General features: G+C 56.9%; 18 protein-coding genes and 1 pseudogene. 10 read left to right on the top strand and 9 right to left on the bottom strand.

Features of this window, described 5'->3' with window-relative positions:
* Positions 1-3 precede the first annotated feature (3 nt).
* The 4 genes from IM304_RS15175 to IM304_RS15190 are packed head-to-tail and all read left to right on the top strand — an operon-like array spanning position 4 to position 2,881.
* Positions 4-903, top strand: coding sequence for a hypothetical protein (locus IM304_RS15175; RefSeq protein WP_148421454.1), 900 nt, complete (start codon positions 4-6; stop codon positions 901-903).
* An 8-nt stretch (positions 904-911) separates the two neighbouring features.
* A complete protein-coding gene (locus tag IM304_RS15180) occupies positions 912-2,126 on the top strand; it encodes a PP2C family protein-serine/threonine phosphatase (RefSeq protein ID WP_193356659.1) in 1,215 nt (404 codons plus the stop codon).
* On the top strand, positions 2,116-2,454 hold the full coding sequence (locus IM304_RS15185; RefSeq protein ID WP_148421458.1) for an STAS domain-containing protein: 339 nt from the start codon (positions 2,116-2,118) through the stop codon (positions 2,452-2,454). The genes IM304_RS15180 and IM304_RS15185 overlap by 11 nt, the downstream gene beginning before the upstream one ends.
* A 7-nt stretch (positions 2,455-2,461) precedes the next feature.
* Entirely contained in the window at positions 2,462-2,881 is a 420-nt protein-coding gene (locus IM304_RS15190) for an ATP-binding protein (RefSeq protein ID WP_322091061.1), read from the top strand.
* 82 nt (positions 2,882-2,963) lie between these two features.
* Here the strand turns inward: IM304_RS15190 and IM304_RS15195 are convergent, their stop codons facing one another.
* The 6 genes from IM304_RS15195 to IM304_RS15220 all read right to left on the bottom strand — a co-directional run bounded on the left by IM304_RS15195 (position 2,964) and on the right by IM304_RS15220 (position 9,081).
* Positions 2,964-4,139, bottom strand: coding sequence for a cupin (locus IM304_RS15195; RefSeq protein ID WP_193356658.1), 1,176 nt, complete (start codon positions 4,137-4,139; stop codon positions 2,964-2,966).
* A gap of 11 nt (positions 4,140-4,150) precedes the next feature.
* Entirely contained in the window at positions 4,151-4,942 is a 792-nt protein-coding gene (locus IM304_RS15200; RefSeq protein WP_193356657.1) for an HpcH/HpaI aldolase/citrate lyase family protein, read from the bottom strand.
* Entirely contained in the window at positions 4,924-5,667 is a 744-nt protein-coding gene (locus tag IM304_RS15205; RefSeq protein ID WP_193356656.1) for an alpha/beta fold hydrolase, read from the bottom strand. The genes IM304_RS15200 and IM304_RS15205 overlap by 19 nt, the downstream gene beginning before the upstream one ends.
* 8 nt (positions 5,668-5,675) lie before the next feature.
* Positions 5,676-6,440: an SDR family NAD(P)-dependent oxidoreductase gene (locus tag IM304_RS15210; protein ID WP_148421466.1), complete on the bottom strand. Its 765-nt coding sequence runs from the start codon at positions 6,438-6,440 to the stop codon at positions 5,676-5,678.
* Positions 6,441-6,443: 3 nt separating this feature from the next.
* Complete coding sequence (gene hisD / locus IM304_RS15215) at positions 6,444-7,766, bottom strand: histidinol dehydrogenase (RefSeq protein WP_193356655.1); 1,323 nt, start codon at positions 7,764-7,766, stop codon at positions 6,444-6,446.
* 76 nt (positions 7,767-7,842) lie between these two features.
* Positions 7,843-9,081, bottom strand: a complete 1,239-nt coding sequence (locus IM304_RS15220) for an MFS transporter (protein ID WP_193356654.1) — start codon at positions 9,079-9,081, stop codon at positions 7,843-7,845.
* 306 nt (positions 9,082-9,387) lie between these two features.
* On the opposite strand from IM304_RS15220, the gene IM304_RS15225 reads away from it, so the two are divergent.
* The 5 genes from IM304_RS15225 to IM304_RS15245 all read left to right on the top strand — a co-directional run bounded on the left by IM304_RS15225 (position 9,388) and on the right by IM304_RS15245 (position 15,340).
* Positions 9,388-10,458 (top strand): LacI family DNA-binding transcriptional regulator, encoded by a 1,071-nt coding sequence (locus IM304_RS15225; protein ID WP_148421472.1) that lies wholly within the window; start codon positions 9,388-9,390, stop codon positions 10,456-10,458.
* Positions 10,455-11,426, top strand: a complete 972-nt coding sequence (locus tag IM304_RS15230) for a nuclear transport factor 2 family protein (RefSeq protein WP_148421474.1) — start codon at positions 10,455-10,457, stop codon at positions 11,424-11,426. Before IM304_RS15225 ends, IM304_RS15230 begins: the two co-directional genes overlap by 4 nt.
* A gap of 106 nt (positions 11,427-11,532) precedes the next feature.
* Positions 11,533-12,675 (top strand): ester cyclase, encoded by a 1,143-nt coding sequence (locus IM304_RS15235; protein WP_148421476.1) that lies wholly within the window; start codon positions 11,533-11,535, stop codon positions 12,673-12,675.
* Positions 12,676-13,971, top strand: a complete 1,296-nt coding sequence (gene hisD / locus IM304_RS15240; protein ID WP_193356653.1) for a histidinol dehydrogenase — start codon at positions 12,676-12,678, stop codon at positions 13,969-13,971.
* 52 nt (positions 13,972-14,023) lie between these two features.
* Entirely contained in the window at positions 14,024-15,340 is a 1,317-nt protein-coding gene (locus IM304_RS15245; protein WP_193356652.1) for an amidase family protein, read from the top strand.
* A 62-nt stretch (positions 15,341-15,402) separates the two neighbouring features.
* Here the strand turns inward: IM304_RS15245 and IM304_RS15250 are convergent, their stop codons facing one another.
* From IM304_RS15250 to IM304_RS22305, 3 genes and pseudogenes are all read right to left on the bottom strand, one after another.
* On the bottom strand, positions 15,403-15,867 hold the full coding sequence (locus tag IM304_RS15250) for a hypothetical protein (protein WP_193356651.1): 465 nt from the start codon (positions 15,865-15,867) through the stop codon (positions 15,403-15,405).
* Between the two features lie 2 nt (positions 15,868-15,869).
* Positions 15,870-16,592 (bottom strand): hypothetical protein, encoded by a 723-nt coding sequence (locus tag IM304_RS15255; RefSeq protein WP_193356650.1) that lies wholly within the window; start codon positions 16,590-16,592, stop codon positions 15,870-15,872.
* A gap of 389 nt (positions 16,593-16,981) precedes the next feature.
* Positions 16,982-17,331, bottom strand: a pseudogene (locus tag IM304_RS22305) (transposase); the annotation flags it as partial.
* A gap of 416 nt (positions 17,332-17,747) precedes the next feature.
* Here IM304_RS22305 and IM304_RS15265 point away from each other — a divergent pair.
* Positions 17,748-20,057 (top strand): TerB N-terminal domain-containing protein, encoded by a 2,310-nt coding sequence (locus IM304_RS15265; protein WP_193356649.1) that lies wholly within the window; start codon positions 17,748-17,750, stop codon positions 20,055-20,057.
* Positions 20,058-20,060 lie beyond the last annotated feature (3 nt).

Genomic DNA, 20,060 nt, shown 5'->3' on the forward strand with positions numbered 1-20,060 from the left:
CTGATGCGGGATAAATTATTGCTGACCTGCGCGCTGTTGTGCGTTGCCGCTGGCGCAGAGTCGGCGCCGAAGGACGATGCGCAAGCGCTACGCGATAAAAACGACGAGCCGGTGCAGATGGGCGTGTTTACCAGCCGGTGGGGGCGCCTGTTCTCCGGGAATGAGGACGTCTTCTCTGGCGCGCTGAGCTTTAGTTCCGGCCTGAAAGAGCAGTGGATGACCATCCCTAACAGTTCCGACAGCGCAGAGCAGAAACGAAAATACAATCAGACGCTCAATCTCAGCCTGCAGTACTCACCCTACAGTTACTGGTTTGCGAACGTGACGTCGCGGTTGCCGGTGACGGACACCAGCCGCTATACGGCCGATTTTCGCTACAGCTTTGGCTATGACGACTGGCATGCCAACACGGTGAGCCTGGTTTACAGCAATTACGGGGATAACCGCTTCTGGACGTCAGGTACCCGTCGTCACACCTATTTTGAGCAAGGGGCCGTGACCCTGGCGTATAAATTTTCCCTGCCGAAGCCCGTGGAGAATACCCTCCTGATCAACAAGGGCGACTCCATCATTTGCCAGGTGGGCTACAGCTGGGTTCCGCGCTATTACGATCTGGACAGCAACGATATCCGCAAAAACAAGAACGTGGTGCTGAGCGGGTGTGGCTATACCTTTAAGCAGCACTTCTTCGTGCGCGCCACGGCGTTCTGGTTCCCGGACAGCAGCCAGCAACAGCCCTGGAACGGCGACTACAGCTATAGTTTTGGCTACGCGGGCTATACGCCAGGTTCATTCTCAGTTCAGTATGCAAACTACTCCGGCACCCGTTACCCCGGCCACCAGAGCGGCAGCGGCAAATTCCGGGAAGGCACCATCAGCGTCATCTGGTTCTTACCGCTTTAGGAGGGCGTATGGTGTCGCAGCACGTCCTGATTGTAGAAGATTCACTGGTGTATCGTCGCCTGCTTAGCCGAATGCTGACGCAGTGGGGGTATACCGTCAGCGAGGCGGAGAATGGCGTCGCCGCGCTTGAGATCCTTGAAAGCCAGCCCGTCAGCCTGGTGATTAGCGACTGGGAGATGCCGGAGATGGATGGTCTGACGCTGTGTCGGGAGATCCGTCGCCGCCAGTTCGGGCATTATGTGTACTTAATTTTGCTTACGGCCCGCGAGGAGCCGGGGGATCTGACGGTGGGGTTTGATGCCGGTGCGGATGATTTCCTCAGCAAGCCGGTTGAGCAGAGTGAGCTGCGGGCGAGACTGCACGCGGGAGCCCGCGTGCTGTCCCTTGAAGCCACTCTCGCTGCGCGCAACGCCCGACTCAGCGAGGCCTTAAGGCAGATAGAGCAGGACCTCGAGGTGGCGGCGCGCATCCAGCAGTCGGTTCTGCCTGCGCATCAGCTGCGCTACCGGGACTACTTTGCCGACTGGATTTTTTTGCCGTCAGCCTGGGTATCGGGCGATATTTTCAATGTGTTCCCGCTGGACAACCATCTGGGATTCTACTGTGTTGATGTCTCAGGGCACGGCGTGGGGGCGGCGATGATGTCTCTTGCCGTAGCCCGACAGTTTCTGCACGGCAGGGCGGTGGAGCGTTTCCTTTTTGCGGGCGAGAGCGATGTTGCGTCTCCCGCGGAAGTGGTTCGCATCCTGAACGGTCGCTTTTGCAGCGAAGAGGCCGAGATAGTGAGCTATTTCACCATGATCTACGGCGTTATCGACCTGGCGACGGGTGAAGGTAAGCTCTGTCAGGCCGGACATCCTACCCCCTTCATTGTGAGCCCCGGCGGCGAGGTCAGGACGGTCGGTGAAGGCGGTGCGCCGGTAGGATTGATGCCGGATCTCAGCTGGACGGACGTGAGCTTCTCGCTGGCGGCGGGAGAGCGCCTCTGCCTGTTTAGCGATGGCATAACCGAGTGTGAAAATCCTGACAACGAACAGTTCGGTCAGGCTCGTTTGCAGCGTTGGCTCCAGAATGACGCCACGCTCGCGCTGGATCGGCTCTTACCGCAGTTTGCGCAGCATCTTATCCGCTGGCGCAGCGGAGAATGCCGTGAACAACAGGCCATGGCCGACGATGTTTCCTTATTAGTGATTGAGCGTACAGGAGTAAACGATGAACATTGATACAGACCGGCTGAGCGACGTAAACATTATGACGCCGTCGGTGCGCCGGCTGGACGCCTCGGTGGCGGCAGGGTTTAAGGAAGCCATTGCCAGGGAGATTGGGGAAGATCGTAAAGCCCTGATTGTCGATTTCAGCAAAATCGATTTTATCGACAGCAGCGGCCTTGGCGCGCTGGTTTCCCTGCTGAAGATGATGAACGGTAAAGGTGAAATGATGCTGTGCGCCCTGAACCCCGGCATACGCAACATGTTTACCCTGACCCGGATGGATAGAATATTTCGCATTTGCCCCGATCGTGCGGCGGCACTCGCGCAGCTGGGTCGGTGAGCTGACCGTGGCTAACGACATCTCGCTTCCGGCCACGTTAACGTCGGTCTCGCCGCTTGCGGTGTGGCTTGCGCATCAGATGGCGCCGCTGCCCGTCAGCGACGAATGGCGCTTTGCGTTCGATCTCGCCGCCTGTGAAACGGCAACCAACATTATTCGCCATGCGCTACGCGAGGATCCGAAACGTTGCTTCACCGTGGAGTTCATCGCTACCGCCACGGGCGCGACGCTGCGTTTTACCGACGACGGCGATGCCTTTCCCGCTGAACGCCTTGAGGCGGCACGTAACGACGCGTCGTTCGACGCCTGCCTTCTGGCTGAAAGCGGCAGAGGGCTGAAACTCATTTTGTTGTATGTGGATAATTTCACGGTGGAAAACGTTGCGGGAAGAAATATCACCGTTCTGGAGAAGGGGATGGCCGGATAATTTTTGACGTATGGGAAGAGGCGATAACCACGGTGGCGCAGCCAGGCCTGCGCCACTATCGTGATTGCGGGCATAGGCCCGGTCAGGCATCCGCCTGCCATTTTTCCAGTATCGCACCGGCCCGACGGGCCGTGGCCGGCAGGATGTCGGCATCGGCTACGTAGCCATCAGGATCGAGACAGCGGTTATACTTTCTGGCCTGGTGCAGGATCTCCTCACCCCAGTAAAGGCGCTTCCGCTGGTCGCCGCGGGTGGTGAGAATAAATTCGGCGTCGCAGCCCGTCGCGCGATAGCGACGCCAGCTGTTTGCCGGAACAGAGATCACCGAGCACTCCGGAGCGATGACGCTCACCTCTTCGCCCGCCTCGTTCCAGGTCACCTCCAGCTGGCCTTTAAAGACCATGATCACCTGAATATCCGGGCACAGGTGTCGGCCCACAACGTGATTATCGGCAAGGCGCAGCCATTCGACGGAAAAGCCGTGCGGGCTGGTGATGGCGGGAGCGGCATTCCGATCCTGTGAAATGCCGAAACCGATGACCGGCGCGATTTCGCCGCCGTGCCCGGGCAGCGCGGAGTCCAGCAGCCCGCGCGCTGACCAGCAGCGGTCATCACCGGTTACCGCCCGCTGGCGCATCTCCTCAACGCTGTAATCGCGAAGCCCGGCGACGTAGTCTGCTGACAGCGGCGTCAGCAGCGTGGCGGGTTCGGGCGGCGGGTCGCCTGCCTCCTGCGCAATCAGCATGTTATCTTTGCTCAAATACATACCGTACTCGCTGGCGGCCGCGAGCACTGAAGGGTGCCATATGATGCCGCCCGTGTTGTCCCCGCCGAGCACGGTAAACACCATTCCGCTGGTGTCTTCTTTACTGACGTTGGTGAAGCCGCGGAAGATCCAGGTCGGGATGGAGAGGATGGCAGGCGCGCTAAATTCCGCTTCATGTTCACCGCTGGCGCCCCAGCGAAAGCGCCACGTCCCTTCGTGGATCAAAAATACTTCCGCCGTAAAATGCAGATGCAGGTTATTGGTCACCCCTTTCGGCATTGCCGCCGCGCCGATGTTAAATCCGTGCGGCTCGGGAATATTCACCACCTGCTCGCTGGACTGCGTGACGCCGGGGCCGATGAACGAATAGTTCTGCTTGAGGTGCGAACCGGGCAGCCTGCAATCAATAAACGCAAGGTTGCAGGAAACCATATCCTCGGGGGCAATTAACCGGCTTCTCGCCTGGCTCTGGGTAAGCGTAATGGTTTTCATCTTTTCTCCTGTTAATAACCGGACGCGCCGGTGGCGGGGATAGCGTTGCCGCGCGCGAGGGCAATGGCCTCACGCGAGGCGCGGCCCAGCTGCATGACGTCGTTTGCGGGCGTGACAAACCGGAACCCCTGCGCAATACGCGCCGCGGCGGCGGTGCCGGAGGTACAGAAAATCCCGGCAATTTTTTGCTGCCGGCGGCAGCGGTCAACCACCCGCTCAACGGCGGCAACCATTTCAGGGTGCCGGGATTCAGCGCTGGCGCTGCCCGTCAGCGTCAGGGAGAGATCGTTGGGGCCAATAAACACGCCGTCCAGCCCGTCGGTGTCGAGGATCGCGTCAAGGTTTGCCAGCCCCTCGCGGGTTTCGATCATCGCCAGGGTCAGGATCTCGTCGTTGGCGTGCCGGGGATAATCGCTTCCGCCGTAGAGCAGCCCTCGCGCCGGGCCAAAAGAGCGAACGCCCAGCGGCGGATAGCGGCACGCGGCGACGAAGCGACGGGCCTCCTCCGCGCTGGAGATCATCGGGCAGATCACGCCGTAGGCGCCTGCGTCCAGCACGCGCATGATTTGCGCCGGATCGTTATCCGCTACGCGCACCAGCGGCACGGCTGGGGTGGCTGAAAGCGCCTGAAGCATCGTCAGCGCGCTGGCAAAATCGATCATGCCGTGCTGCAAATCGACGGTGACGGCGTCGTAGCCCTGGTGGCCGATGATTTCTGCGCTATAGCCGGAGGGGATCGCCAGCCAGCCGTTAACGATCGGGATATTTTCCCGTACTGCGGTCTTTAGTCTGTTGTTGCGCACTGTATGCACTCCGTTATCCACTGACGCAGCGGCGGGGCGACCTCGTCCGGGGTTTCCAGCGGTATAAAATGCCCGCCGGTCTCCACCGTGTACCACGTCGCGTCCGCGTTGCCTGCCGCCAGTAACTGGTGATGTTGGGGCGTGCAGATCGCGTCCTGCGCCCCGTTGATAAGTAGGGTGGGGCAGGAGAGGGCGTTAAACGCTGCCCTGTTATCCTGCCGGTGAATGGCTATTTCCGTCTGCTGTGCGAAGGTGGCGATGCCGCACTCCTCCGCCATCCGGCAGATAACCTCCCGCAGAGCGCGGTCGTGCAGGCGTGACGGGGCGACGTAGCTTCGCCACAGGGACGACGCCAGCCAGTCAGCCACGCCCTGCGACCGGGCGGCGCGTACCGCTTCCCGCCGCGGCGCGGCATTTTCCGGCGGATCGGCAAGGGGATTGGCGGACATCAATGCCAGCCCCTTTAGCCTTTCTGGCGCGTCGGCGGCAATTTGCAGCGCGACAATCGCGCCGAGAGAAAACCCGGCCAGCAGGAAGCGCGGCGGCAGCACGGTTAACAGCCGCCGTGACGCCTGCCGCGCGGACTCTGCTCCCGTCAGCGTGACGCACAGCACCGCCGGAACGTTCAGCCGCTCAATGACGGGCTGCCAGAGGCGGGCGTTACAGAGCGTGCCGCCGAGCAGCACCAGCGGCAGGTCGGTGTTATCGAGAAGCGGAAGTGCCATCGTATCCCTCACGTAGCCGTCCAGCCGCCGTCAACCATCAGCGCGCTGCCGGTGATCAGCGCGGCGGCATCAGAGGCGAGAAAGACCACCGGGCCCATAATGTCCTCAAGCCTGCCCAGCCGGCGCAGCTTGATGTTCTCCAGCACGTAGTGGCGAAACGCCGGATCGGCCAGCGACGAACGGGAAAGGTCGGTTTCAATAAAGGTCGGGCAGAGCGTATTTACCCGGATCCCCGCCTCACCCAGCTCCAGCGCCATGGTTCGGGTTAGCCCTTCAAGGGCGAACTTGGAGGCGCAATACACGCTGCGCCCGGGGCCGCCCACGTGCCCCATTTGCGAAGAGACGTGAACGATCGACCCGCCTTTATTGCCCGCCCGCATTCGCCCGGCGACGCGCTGGCTGATAAAAAAGGTAGCGCGCAGATTGAGCGCCATCACCGCATCAAAATTTTCCTCGCTGACCTCAAGAAATGGCTGGTGACGCGCCAGCCCGGCGCTGTTCACCAGAATGTCGAGATCCGGCAGGTTTGCCAGCGCGCGCTCCACGTCATGGGGTTGGGTGATATCCAGCGCTACCGTCTGAAGCGTGAGCCGGTGTCCGGCGGCCAGGCCGGCGGCGCTCGCCAGCGCGTCACGATCCCGGGCGGCAATCCATACCTCTGCGCCCGCCTGCGCGAGCGCAACGGCGGCGGCAAAGCCAATCCCTCTGGAGCCGCCGGTGACCAGCGCGCGTTTGCCGTGCAGGTAAAAAGAAGGCGTTTGCGGTAGCGTCATGAATTACACCTTTTCCCGCACCGGGGCAGGCGTGGCGTAGGGCACCTCGGTCTGGCCGTAACGGCGCACGCGAATGTTGGCCTGCTCGGCATGACCGGCGAACCCTTCCAGCAGCGACAGGCGTGAGCAATAGCTGCCGATTTCGGCGGTCGCTTCGTCGCTAAGGACTTTCTGGAAGGTGCAGGTTTTCATGAATTTGCCGACCCACAGCCCCCCGGTGTAGCGCGCGGCTTTTTGCGTCGGCAGCGTGTGGTTGGTGCCGATCACCTTATCGCCATAGGCAACGTTGGTGCGCGGGCCGAGGAACAGCGCGCCGTAGTTGGTCAGGCTGGCAAGGAACCAGTCGTCCCGGTCGGTCATGACCTGAACGTGTTCGGAAGCAATACGATCCGCCTCCAGCAGCATCTCGTCGTAGCTCTCGCACACGATAATTTCGCCATAGTCCCGCCACGACTGGCGGGCGATGTCGGCGGTAGGGAGTTTTTCCAGCAGCCGTTCCACTTCGCTGAGCGTCTCTTTCGCAAGCTGAAGCGAGTTCGTCAGCAGGATGGCGGGCGTGGTGACCCCGTGTTCCGCCTGGCCCAGCAGGTCCGTGGCGCACATTTCCGCATCAACGGTTTCATCGGCGATCACCAGCGTTTCCGTCGGACCGGCAAACAGATCGATACCTACCCGGCCAAACAGCTGGCGCTTGGCCTCCGCGACGAAGGCGTTGCCGGGGCCCACCAGCATATCGACCGGTGCCAGCGACCCGGTGCCCAGCGCCATTGCGCCAATCGCCTGAATGCCCCCCAGGGCATAAATTTCCGTTGCTCCGGCCATTTTTTGTGCCGCGACGATGGCGGGAGCAGGCTCGCCGTTAAACGGCGGAGCACAGCTGACGATCCGTGTGCATCCCGCCACGCTGGCGGTGATGATCGACATGTGGGCGGAGGCGAGCAGAGGATATTTTCCGCCGGGCACATAGCACCCTACGGCGTTAATCGGAATATTTTTATGCCCGAGAATAACGCCGGGGCGCGTTTCAATTTCCAGATCCCGCAAACACGCTTTCTGCGCGCGGGCAAAATTCGCCACCTGCTGCTGGGCAAATTCAATATCCTGAATATCCTGGCGGCTTAGCTGCTTAATGCAGCGGTCAATCTCCGCTGGCGTCAGGCGATAATCCTGACGGTCATAGCGATCGAATTTAATTGATAATTCGCGGATGGCTTTATTCCCGCGCTTTTCTATATCTGCAAGTATGTGTTCAACCGTTTCTCTTATTTGCTGGCTGGCCTGCTGGCGTTCTTCGGTAGATTTACCGCTTTTTAATTTCCACGACACGCGTAACTCCTTACCTTTTTCAGATGACAGATGCCCTCCCGGCGAGCCGGGATAGGTTATTTATATTCAGAATGCGTTATCGATCCGGTGCGGCTGCGTACGCGCCGTTTTTTAATAACCGGGACGATCTCTGTGCCTTGCGGGTATATACCCAGCGGGCGGACAGCGGGGTGGCAATGGCGGCAATAACGGAAAGGGCGGCAATTAATATATAACCGGACGACAGGTTAATATGCTGCATCATGACGCCCATCATCACCGGCCCGACAAACATGCCGCAGGAATAGATGGTCTGGAATAACCCCATCCGCGTGGATTGCTCGTCGGAGGTCGTATTCACCACGCTAAGCGACATAAAGGCGGCGAAGGCCATGCCGAACGAAAAGCCTGCCAGCGCCTGCCACAGGTAAATGACGTACATATTGCTGGTGAAGGGGATGCCGAAGGTGGAGACCACCTGTAAGACGATGCCGAGGACGGCGGTTTTAACCAGACCAAGGCGCTGATAAAAGACCGAGCTGCACAGGGCGATAGCCAGCCCGTAAAACAGAAGGTGGATGTTTCCGAGCACCGCGAGGATCCCCGCCCGGGCGCCGAGCTGTTCGGCGTAGACCGGCGTCAGCGTGTCGCGGGTGGCGAAGGGAACCAGAATCACTACGGTTGCCAGAATGCCGAGCAGCCAGACGGAACGGTCGGCCAGCTGCTGGCGCGCGCCGGTGATGCAGGCCTTAAGCGTGGGGGCCTGCACCGGGTCGTGCACGTCCTGGATGCGGGTCGTCAGGATCAGCGCGACCAGGGCAGAAATGCAGGAGACGAAGAAGGCGATATTGTTCGCAAAGTAGTGAATCAGCACCGCGCCAATGCAGTTGCCGAGAAATACGCCGACGGGGCCGGCCAGCGCCAGCAGCGCGACGGCGGCAGGGGCTTCGTCGCGTTCGAAGTAGCGCATAAACAGGATGTTGTACAGCACCCAGGTCGCCGCGGTGACGCCGTCGGCCGCTTTCGCTATATACAGCGTGATGGCGTTGGGCTCAAGCCAGGCAATTGGCCAGGCGATAATCGGCAGCACCAGACCAATCTGGATAAATATCCTGCGGCTCTTTACCACGTCGGAAATAATGCCGAGCGGGAAGCGAATAAGCAGGGTTGCCAGCCCGGAGGCGCCCATGACGATCCCCATGATCTGTGGCTCTATACCCTGGTTGATCATCATGGGTGCCAGAAAGGCATCAATGCTGTGAATACAGATGAAGAACAGAATGCTGATAATGAAAAAGAGCCGGGCTTCCCGACGGCGTAACAGTGCTCGCAACATGGTTCTGAACCTCTTAAAAAGTAATGGGTTATCACCAGCCAAGTACGACGTTTACCGGTTCAGTCCTTTGGGCGACTCCTGTTCTCTCCGGTACCATGACGGTATGAAAACGCTTTGCATACGTATTCAAGAATTGAAGTTACGAGAAGGTTTCATTTTTGTAAAGTGATCTCGATCTTGTTGTGAGAATTTTAATTTTTTGTGTTGCATACGCATGCAAAGGTGGTGTAAGTATAAAAAACACCCACTCGCTGAGGCGTTTGAACAGGCCGGAAAGGGTGGGGCGTTGATAAGGAATCAGGGGTAATGAAACGTAAGACTTTTGCAGCAGTCACATCCCAGCAGGTCGCGCAGCTGGCGGGCGTATCGCAATCCGCAGTGTCGCGAACGTTTACGCCGGGAGCCAGTATTTCGCCAGCGACGCGTGAAAAAGTGCTGAAGGCGGCGCGGGAGCTAGGCTATCGCCCGAATGCGATAGCCCGTTCGCTCAACACGGCGCGTTCGCGCATTATCGGCGTGGTGATCTCCTACTTTGACAACCCCTTTTACTCGCAGGTGCTGGAGGCGCTGGCGCAAAAACTGGACACGCTGAACTATCACCTGCTGCTGTTTGTCGGCGACCGTGAAGGCAACGTCGACCGTATTTTTGACCAGATCATGCAGTACCGGGTGGATGGCATTGTGCTGGCCTCGGTGACGCTGTCGCTGGAGCTGTCCGAAGAGTGTCTGGCTGCCGGAATACCGGTGGTGCTGTTTAACCGCAGCGAAGAGAGCGGAATGGCCTCCAGCGTAAACAGCAATAACGAAGCGGCGGCGCGGCAGATTGCCGAGTTTTTACTGGCGGGGGAGCATCAGCGTTTTGCCTATGTGGGCGGCGTGGCGGATTCCCCGGTCAATATTGCCCGCCAGCGCGGGTTTATCACCACGCTGGAAGAACACGGCATTACCGACGTGCGGGTGGTGCACGGCAATTACGATGTTCAACAAACGACCCGCGCAGCCTACGCCCTGTTTTCGGCGTCGCCTGCGCCCGATGCGGTCTTTGTTGCTAACGACCATATGGCCGTCACGGTGATGGACGTGGCGCGCTATGAGTTTGGGCTGCGCGTTCCGGAGGAGGTCTCCGTTGTCGGGTATGACGACATCGGCCCTTCCGGCTGGCCCTCCTATGCGCTCACCTCGGCATCACAGCCGGTAGGCGCGATGGTGGACGCCACGGTGGACCTGTTGATGAAGCAAATTGACAGCGGAACCATCGAGCCTGAACAGATTACGGTGCCCGGCACGCTGGTGATACGCCACTCGGCGCGCCGTCCGCGCAGCGGCGTTATCGAAACCAATGGGGTTACGCTTTACCAGTCAAAGGAGCGCAAATGACCAGATTGCGGGGCTTCAGCCCACAGTTCGACACTCTCCAGCAGTTCATTTTGACGCTCACGCATGTGGTGTGGGAGCAGAAGGATATCGGACAGCTGGCGGATTTTTACGCCACCCCGGTGGTCTTTACCACCCCTGAAAAACAGCTGCACGAGCTTTCCCAGTTTATGCGCCTTACGCTTGAGGCGATGCACAGCTTCCCGCAGCGCACGGTGCTGACCGAGGATATCCTGTGCAGCCAGAATCCGGGCGAGGAGCACTACGCCGCGCAGCGTACCGTTGCCCGGATCCAGCACCAGGGCGAGGGGTTTTTTGGCCCCCCGACCGGTAAAAACGTCTGGGTACGCACGTGGGCCGATCGCCTTTGCGTCGACGGGGCGGTGCGCCAGGAGTGGTTGCTCCAGGATCGCGCGGCAATCGTGGCGCAGCTGGGGCTGGATATCCGCGAGTTTGCCTTTAACCTCGCGAGCATGCGTCAGCAGCTTGGGGTGGAGTCGGTGTCTGCCGAGACGCTGGACGCCCGCTGGGCGGGCGGGCCTGACGGCGATGATGTGGAAGGGGCGCTGGCAGGCGTGGTGGAGCGCTATCTGACGATGTGGGCGGGCGGCAACAGCGGCGTGGTGCCCGGTTTATATCATCCTGCGGCGACGCTGTACGCGCCCGGCCACTGCATCTGTACCGGGGAACAGGACATTGGCGCACAGCTTTCCGGCTACCGCGCCTCATTTGCCGACAGCGAGACGCAGCTTCATCACCTGATCGTGCGTAAGGATCCCAACGAGCCTGTCCGGCTTTCCTTGCGCTGGTCGTTATTAACCTGGCATGACGGTTACGGCAAATTTGGCGCACCAACCCGTAAACCCGTTTCCGTAACCGGCATCAGCCAGCTTGAATTACGCGATGGATTAATTTTCCGGGAATATCTGGGTATTGATGAATTAGCGATTTGGTCGCAACTCTTTAATTAACAGGGGCGGCAGCGCCCTTATTCTGGCTGCCACTACTTTTCGCGTTTAATTCACCCTCACTTACGGGTGCGGGTTTTTATTGTCTGAAAACAGAGCAGGAGTTTATATGTCTTCAACTGAAGCAACAAATAAAGCACCAGCCGTACCCGAAAAAAACAGTGTGAAAGCGTTAAAAGACGAGCCGGTATTACAGGTTGAACGTCGAGATTTTGTCGACCTGGTACCGGAAAAACGCCCGCGCGTACAGTCGTTACGCGGCTTTGATGACTGCTACACCGATATTGTCGATTATATCGTTCGCTGCACCCATAAAATATGGGACGAGCGCGACGTCGGCTTAATTTATTCCCACTATACCCATAACTGCGTGCTGTATAACGCGCTGGGCACATTATATAACCGCGAGCAGGTCGTTCAGGATACGCTGCAACGCTTAATTGCCTTCCCGGAGCGGCGCGGCATGGCCACCCAGGTTATCTGGAACGGGAATGATGTGGACGGTTTTTATACCTCTCACCTGGTGACGGGAAGCGGGCGGCATACCCAGCACAGCCATTTAGGCAAGCCGACAAACCGCACCTTCGTAACCCGTACCGTGGCGGATTGTATGATCCACGAAAATAAAATTTACCGGGAGTGGGTGGTCAGCGACAACATGTCGTTGATGAAGCAGCTCGGCCTGGATACCGATCGCATCGCGTTTGATATGGCGAAAGAGCAGTTCGATAAAGGCTTCCGCGTTATGGACATCGGCGAAAACGGCCGCATGCTGGGGCAGTATCCGCCGGAGATGGAATGTGATGTTTCGCTTGCGCATACCGATACGGAAGAGCAGTGCCTGCGCTGGCTGCACGAAATTTATAATCGCCGCATGTTCGGCAAGATCAAAGAGGTTTACGCGCCGAACGTGCAGTGGCACGGGCCGCTGATGAAGGAGCTGTACGGTACGGCGGCGGTGACGCACCAGACGCTGGCGCTGGTGGGGATGATCCCTGACGGCGCGTGGCTGCCGCAGCATATCTGCTCTAACCCCTGCGACGAAGGCGGCGTGAAGGTGGCGGTTCGCTGGATTATCGAGGGCCATCATCTGGGCTACGGGGAGCTGGGCAAGCCTACCGGGGAACGCCTGTTCGTGATGGGCATGTCGCACTACCACATCGTTAACGGAAAAATTGTCGACGAGTGGATCGTTTATGACCACCTTGCGCTGCTGGCGCAAATCAAACTCGGCCAGATGGAGGATGCGTAAATGAGCAATCAGGTGAGCTGGATTAAGCGCCCGCAGGGGCAGGATGCACAGGCCGACCGTTCGCTGACCGATAAGGTCAGCGCCATTATCGAACGCGTCAAAACCGAGGGCGACGCGGCGCTGAGAGACTTCTCGCAGCAGTTTGATAACGTCGTGCCGGCGCAGTTTGAGGTGAGCGAGCGGGAGATCGCCGAAGCGCTGGAAGGGATGGATGACCGGACGCGTCGCGACAGCGAGTTCGCCATTAGTCAGGTGCGTCGTTTTGCACAGGCGCAGCTGGCGACCATGCAGCCGCTGGAGGTAGAGACGCTGCCCGGCGTGCATCTTGGTCATCGGATCATCCCGGTGCAGACGGTGGGCTGCTACGTGCCGGGGGGGCGTTATCCGATTCTCTCCGCGCCCGTGATGTCGATTGTTCCTGCCACGGTTGCGGGCTGCGAGCAGATTATCGCCTGCCTGCCGCCGGGCGCGCATCCGGCGATGATCGCGGTCTGCCACCTGGCGGGGGCGCATCGCATTTTTAAAGTTGGCGGCGCGCAGGCTATTGCGGCGATGGCCTGGGGAACGGACAGTATTCCGTCGGTGGACAAAATTGTTGGGCCCGGCAACGCCTTCGTTAACGAAGCGAAGCGCCAGGTGTTTGGTAAAGTCGGCATTGACGCGCTCGCCGGGCCGAGCGAGATTTTCACCATCGCTGACGACAGCGCCGACCCGCGTATTCTTGCCGCCGATATGCTGGCGCAGGCGGAGCACGATATTCACACCCGCGTTGGGCTGGCGACGACCAGCAGGGATATTGCAACGCGCACCCTGGCGGAAGTTGAGCGTCAGCTCGCCAGCCTGCCAACGGCGGCAACGGCTGGCGAAGCGTGGCGCCGGCAGGGGGAGATTGTGCTTTGCGAAGATGAAGCGCAGCTGATTGCCTTTGCCGACCGGATGGCGACGGAGCATTTACAGGTTCATACCCGCGATCCGCACGCCACGGCTGCGAAGATCCGCAACTATGGCTCGTTGTTCATTGGCCAGAACGCCAGCGTGGTGTTCTCCGATAAATGTTGCGGCACTAACCATACGCTACCGACGATGGCGGCGGCACGTTATACCGGCGGGCTGTGGGTGGGGGCGTACGTCAAAATCTGTACCCATCAGTGGATTGACGAGCAGGGCATCCCGGCGATTGCGGAGCCGGCGATCCGCCAGAGCCGTACGGAAGGCATGCAGGGGCACCGACGGGCGGCAGAAATCCGCCTGCGTCCGCAGGACATCGACGCCATTACCAGCGGCATGCGGGACTAAACGATACGCCGGGCAGCTTTCTGCCCGGTTTTAGCTGGGAGAACCTGAGGCTATGAAGCGCCTGCTACCGCCAGACGACGTTCCGGAAGAGATCGCCCGCCGTCTTGAAATCATCCAGCGACACCGTGCGCTCAACGCGATCCTCGGCGTTAACCCTGACGCCATCTCTCAGGCGCAACGGTATCAGCAGCTGCGTCGGTGCGGCGTGCAGGTTGGCCCTTTGCACGGCGTTCCGCTGATCGTTAAAGATAATATCGCCTGCGCGCCGATGCCGGTCACCCTTGGCTGCCGCGCGCTGGCCACGCTGGGTGCGACATCGGATGCGCTTGTCGTACAGCGGCTGCGCCGGGCCGGGGCGATTATCCTCGCCAGGGCCAATATGTCCGAGTTTGCCTTTGACGTGCGATCGCGAAGCTCGCTGGGTGGCGACGTAGCGAATCCGCTTTGCCCGTCGGTGACGGCCGGAGGCTCCAGCGGAGGCTGCGCCGCCGCGGTTGCGGCCGGAATGGCCGATGGCGCGCTGGGCACCGATACTGGCGGCTCCATCCGCATTCCCTGTAGCTATACCGGGCTGGTAGGGCTTCGGCCCGCATTTCGCCGGGCGCAGCTAGACGGCGTTGCGCCGCTGTCGCCGAGCAAGGACACCGTCGGGCCAATGGTACATAGCGTTGAAGATGCCGCGCTGCTGCATGCGGTAATCCACGGATTTTCTCCTGTAACCCTTCCGGCGCGCCCGCTGAACGGCGCCCGGTTCGGTGTGGTTACCGCGCTACAGGGAGAGGATGAAGCACAGCTGGCGGTGTGGCAGGCGGCGCTACACGCGCTGAGCCGCGCCGGGGCGACGCTGGTGGAGGTATCACTACCTTTGCTGGACGACGTAAGGCAGGCGACGTGCCTGAGCCTGTATGAATTTCGCGTTGCGTTTGACCGCTGGCTCGCTAAACAGCCTGGTGCGCCATCAGGGCTCGCGGAAATTGTGGCCTCCGGCGCTTTCCTGCCCGAGCTCGCGCCGTTTCTGAAGCAGATGCTGGCCTGCGATACGCTGAAAACCCCGCTCTGGCTGGCGGAACGGCGCCTTCAGCGCCTGTTGCGCCAGAGCCTGTGCCAGGTAGCGGCGGAGCAGCGCATCGATGGCTTTTTGTATCCCACCGTACAGCGCTTACCGGACAGCATGGCGAAGATGCCGCCCGGGTGCGCGCCGGAGCTTGCCGCCATCAGTGGCCTGCCCGCAATAACGTTGCCGTGTGGCGTGAACGGTAATGGGCTGCCGGTGGGGATGGAGATTTTATCGCCGCAGGAGGACGAGACGGCGCTGATGGTGCTGGCGATGGCGTGCGAGCGGGCGTTTGGCAGAAAGGAGCTGATATAAAAAAACCCGCAGGGCCTGTGCCTGGCGGGCTTTCATGAGATCCCCTCATGGCTCAGGCATAATCAATCGCTCGCTGGTACAGGAGTGGCCGAGATCGTTATGTATTTTTTTAGTCCTGCCTCTCGCTTTACACCTTTGGGATCTGATCCAAAAGGAAGCCTCAGGCGCGGTGTATCCGAGATTTTAATCTCCCACGCATAATCACCAATGAATCTGAATTTGATGCTGTCCGCCGTAACGGATAATCCCTCAAAGCTTCCCGTCGAGTACTCATTACCCAGACGAACGATCTCCTTAACGCCATCGTTAACATCGATAAGCGCAATAGTCAGTGATTCCTCAAAAATAACGTCATCCGTCAAAAAAAGGATATAGCGCCGGTCATTAACCTGAACTGCTGCTTCCAGTATTTGCCCTGGTACAATAATGCCTGTTCTGCTACCACCGAGCACAACCTCAGACTGGGCCTGGGATAAGCTGGTAGCATCCTGAACTTTTACCAGCGATAGTGAATTAACCTGTTGCATAATCAATTCCACAAACGTCCCATTTCCCATGCGGCAAGAGCACCGCCAACAAAACCTCCGATGAGTACGCAAACAGGTGCTCCGGGCCCACACATCAACCCCGCCATCGCGCCACCTGCGGCAGCACCGGCAATACCAGCGCTATTTATCGCTATTTGCCGCCCAGATTCTGAGACCTTATCGTCTGCGGTATAAATTTCGTAGACAGAAATCGCAATCGAGAGAACGACGAGCCCTTTTCCTAAACGGGAGAGCTGCATCATCTTCATGTTCACTTGCGGATTAGATTTACCCGCGGATTCCACAATACCTGCATAAATTTGGTTTTTTTGTACTTCAGAGAGGCTATTAAAATTTGCCTGAGAGCCAAACAAGGATTTCGCTTTTTTAGCTACTAGCTCATTGAGCGTTTTCCCTTCTGATTTCAATTGTTCGGCCATTGCGCGGCCAAGCGGTGTACTGCGCGCTCTCACCATTTCCATTATCAAATTACGGGTTTGCTGAGCCTCCTGGGCAGCTTTTTCCCATGAAATCACACCAGCCGTCGCTTTTGCTCTTAAGTCTGCTGACATTTCTTTGATGCGCCGTGAGTATTCCAGGCGCAGGCGGGGATCGATAGTTAACCTTGCCGCTACCGCTGAAACATCGCCTTGCAGGGCATTTATTGCGCTATCAAATTTATCGCGTTTGCTGGCGTCTAACGCATTGAGTAACGTCGTATCCATATCCGCATTAGTCCTTTTGTTATGAGTGGAAAGCGCTGCACAAATATTTAGCACATTATCCTTAAAAGATCTCATTTACGGTTGGTGGGTATAGCGTTCACTGATTGCTGTTCACCCAGATGAAACAGGCATGCGGAAAAGTTGGCTGAGAAGGGCGGTACAAAGGTGGCGGTATAAGCATGTTTCATTGTTCGTTCTGCAAAAACAGGGCGCATTCAGCATGCTTCAATCCATAGGCGAGAGTAAGCGTTCACCGGTGTCTGAGCCGTTATCATTGTCTACCCTTAACCGTGCTCAGGCAGCCACCAGGAGACTTACGTGACGATATTGTGTCGACAGAAAAACTTTTGGGCCTGTAAGGTAAATCAATCAACCTGGCTATTATGCAGCAATAAAGGGTCATCACGCGTAATATTGGGACGACAATGATAAACCGTTTCGCTAATGTTAAGACTCCGGTAGGCGTGGGGGAACTTGAGTCCGAATGTCGTTATCGGATGAGTGAACAGCTCACGCTAAAAAGCTGGTTTTAAAGGTTTTTTATCAATAACGCCTTTCAGCGCCCGATTTTCCAGCTCAGGTCGGCAAACAACTGTTTTAGACGGCAGTTCTCGTCTTCAATATCCATGTCCTTTTTAAAATCAGAAGCTTCCATGCCGTCGTATCTGGACTTCATGTTGTAGCAGGTGGCTTCAGAGACACAGGCTTCCCGGCAGACGTCTTTTACGGTTCGTCCGATTTAAACAGATTTAATCCCGGCGATAATTTGATGCTTAGGAAAATGAGTTTTACACATAGCGATCTCCTTCATTGGTAGATTGATTATGCCGGACGATCTCTAAATGTTAATGGCACGATTATGCGGGATACTTACACTATTGGCAGATTCATACCTAATGGGTAAAGGAGGGTACTGCCGTTTGTTAACATGTCTGATGTACTTTTATAACAGTCACTAGTTCACTACATCTTGAATAACTTACTGGTAAAATATTTAACTAGCTGTTTTAAAAATTAAAACAGCTAGCAAGCTTTGGCTATGTTTTGGTTTTAGCCCTCGCAATATAGTTGTATTATTTTCAGATCAATCCCCTTCACTGTTTCCCATTGCCATCCTTTGGCGTGTGCGAAAAGTCATGTTTAAGGTTACTACCCATGGAGTTATGGATATTTTTAGCGGTGATTTATGTTGTTTATCTATTGTTTTTCAGAAAGAAAAAACATAGACCTCCAGTAATTTATTCACCAAAACCAGCTAAAGCTCCCCCCAAAGAATGGCTTGCTGACATCAGAAAACAAGAGGCTATTGTGCAAGATGATGAACGTGAAGATGACAATCTGGCCACTTTTACACTCAGCAGTGGCCAGGGGATCGAGGTCAGCATAACGCCTGCTGTATATCCGCAAACTTCAAAAAAGAACAGAACCGCAGCGCGATGGGTGCAGATGGGGGAGAAGATTGCTGTAGGAGGTGTAGATATTTTCGGTGGTCAATTCTACTTTGGTCAGCGTATGAAGCCCGCAGGCAATAATTTAAATGGCTATTATGACGATGGAAGTGAGGCATCATTAATTGATGACACATGTAAGATACAACCCACTTCGTATCTTTACGAAGACAGTTCATTAGGATACTGGCCCAGTTTTTCCTCTCTTTCCCCAGAAGCACGCGGTGCGTATGTCAGTTGGCTCGCCAGCGATAGGTCTGATCCATCGTGTCCTATCGGCTATGTTTTTATCTATCTCTACGGCCTGGAAAGAAAAGCGCTCGTAGATTCCACTGACCCAAAATTCCCTGATGCTGAGTTCCGTAATCTATTTAATGAAGTCGCTCGGTTGAGATCGGTATTCATCGAGAACCGCTCATTCCGTGGATATTCGACCCAATTACTCGAAGCCATGTCTATTCTGCGCCCGAACATGGGCTTAGCCACTGAGCTCGATAGCAATTCAGGTTTCAGCAACAGCATGCAATTTAAGCTGGCTCTGGCAAAAACTGTACATGAAGGAGTTCCTGTATCAGCTGAACTGGCGTTGAACTGGGTAATAAACCACACCGAGTATTCGCTGCGTACCCCGGCTCGCCGCTGTGCTAAAGAGTTTGCTGCGCTTTTCAAACGGCGTTACACCCTCAAATATGGTGAAGGGATGGTCGTTAAGGCGAATAAAACGCGCCTAAGGTTAGATTACACACCAGCAAGTCCTAGCTTGCGAGGTGTCCGACTTCCTGTTCCCGACCTGCCTGATCCAAGTGCATTGAAGGGGCCTGTCCAAAAAATTATGGCCCTTGCCGACATATGTACAGATGAACTTGATGCTTACAGTCGCTACCTTGGCCGGAAAGGTACGTCAGTCAATGATACGGCTGCAATTATGTTGCTCCCTTCAGAGATCGTTAATGAAAGCGCAGAAAAAATATTAAGCTCATTCAAACGCTGGGCTGATGAGGCGATCCTCGTCAAGGAGGGGTTAGTCTCAGTTGCTGACTTTTGGGCACATATGAATGCCAGTTGCCCCAATAAGATCAATAAAAAAGAGGCCGATTTGATGCAGGCCTTTGCTCTGAAGATGGGTTACGGTCTGGCTCCTGACCCGTATTATCACCATGTGAAGGCGGATGTTGATGGGACACTTGTTCTATTCCCTGCCGCCGAAGGTGGACGCTTTTCACCTTCTCCTGAATTTATCTCAGCAGTAATGACGCTCAGATTAGGGGCGATGGTCGCCTTGATTGACGATTCTCTTGATCAAGCTGAACAGAAAGTGCTTGAGAATGCCATCAACAACAATACTGGCTTCACCGATGATGAAAAGCGCTCTCTACACGCGTATTTAACGTGGCAGCTTCATACCCCAGCCAATATGACGGGAATGAAAAGCAGGATTGAAATGATGGGGGCTACGGAAAAAGCAGCAGTGGGTAAAGTTATCGTTAGCGTTGCCTGCTCGGATGGAATAATAGCGCCTGCCGAAATCAAACAGCTTGAGAAGATTTATTCAAGTTTGGGTCTGGATCCCTCCTCTGTCTCGAGCGATATCCATCAGCATTCCTCAACTGAACATGATCTCGTCTCGTCTGTACCAACTGATCAGCCAACGGCAGGGTTCACACTGGATGCTAATGTACTTGCACGGCACGAATCTGCCACGGATGATGTTCGTAAATTACTGAACACAATATTCACCGAAGAAGAACCGGAAGAACCAGAAAGCGCTCCAGCCGCATTAACGGAGGCGGGGGGCCTTGACTCCGCACATAGCCAGCTTTATCGCAGTTTGCTGGAGAAAGAACAGTGGTCCCGGAAAGAGGCGACAGAATTGTGCGGAAATTTGAATTTGATGCTCGGCGGTGCGATTGAGGTGATTAATGACTGGTCCTATGCGGTGGTTGATGCTCCAGTACTGGACGATGCCGATGATGATATTTGGGTTGACCTGGAAATTGCCAAAGAATTAGAGGGATAGTGA

It is taken from the genome of Enterobacter cloacae complex sp. P40C2 (assembly GCF_014930695.1).
In the GTDB taxonomy this organism is placed as follows: Bacteria; Pseudomonadota; Gammaproteobacteria; order Enterobacterales; family Enterobacteriaceae; genus Enterobacter; species Enterobacter pasteurii.

Coding starts and splice junctions, on each gene's coding strand:
- IM304_RS15250 (WP_193356651.1), bottom strand. CDS start 15,867: ATGCAACAGGTTAATTCACTATCGCTGGTAAAAGTTCAGGATGCTACC.
- IM304_RS15220 (WP_193356654.1), bottom strand. CDS start 9,081: ATGTTGCGAGCACTGTTACGCCGTCGGGAAGCCCGGCTCTTTTTCATT.
- IM304_RS15230 (WP_148421474.1), top strand. CDS start 10,455: ATGACCAGATTGCGGGGCTTCAGCCCACAGTTCGACACTCTCCAGCAG.
- IM304_RS15175 (WP_148421454.1), top strand. CDS start 4: ATGCGGGATAAATTATTGCTGACCTGCGCGCTGTTGTGCGTTGCCGCT.
- IM304_RS15255 (WP_193356650.1), bottom strand. CDS start 16,592: ATGGATACGACGTTACTCAATGCGTTAGACGCCAGCAAACGCGATAAA.
- IM304_RS15205 (WP_193356656.1), bottom strand. CDS start 5,667: ATGGCACTTCCGCTTCTCGATAACACCGACCTGCCGCTGGTGCTGCTC.
- IM304_RS15210 (WP_148421466.1), bottom strand. CDS start 6,440: ATGACGCTACCGCAAACGCCTTCTTTTTACCTGCACGGCAAACGCGCG.
- IM304_RS15245 (WP_193356652.1), top strand. CDS start 14,024: ATGAAGCGCCTGCTACCGCCAGACGACGTTCCGGAAGAGATCGCCCGC.
- IM304_RS15265 (WP_193356649.1), top strand. CDS start 17,748: ATGGAGTTATGGATATTTTTAGCGGTGATTTATGTTGTTTATCTATTG.
- hisD (WP_193356653.1), top strand. CDS start 12,676: ATGAGCAATCAGGTGAGCTGGATTAAGCGCCCGCAGGGGCAGGATGCA.
- IM304_RS15235 (WP_148421476.1), top strand. CDS start 11,533: ATGTCTTCAACTGAAGCAACAAATAAAGCACCAGCCGTACCCGAAAAA.
- IM304_RS15185 (WP_148421458.1), top strand. CDS start 2,116: ATGAACATTGATACAGACCGGCTGAGCGACGTAAACATTATGACGCCG.
- IM304_RS15225 (WP_148421472.1), top strand. CDS start 9,388: ATGAAACGTAAGACTTTTGCAGCAGTCACATCCCAGCAGGTCGCGCAG.
- IM304_RS15180 (WP_193356659.1), top strand. CDS start 912: ATGGTGTCGCAGCACGTCCTGATTGTAGAAGATTCACTGGTGTATCGT.
- IM304_RS15195 (WP_193356658.1), bottom strand. CDS start 4,139: ATGAAAACCATTACGCTTACCCAGAGCCAGGCGAGAAGCCGGTTAATT.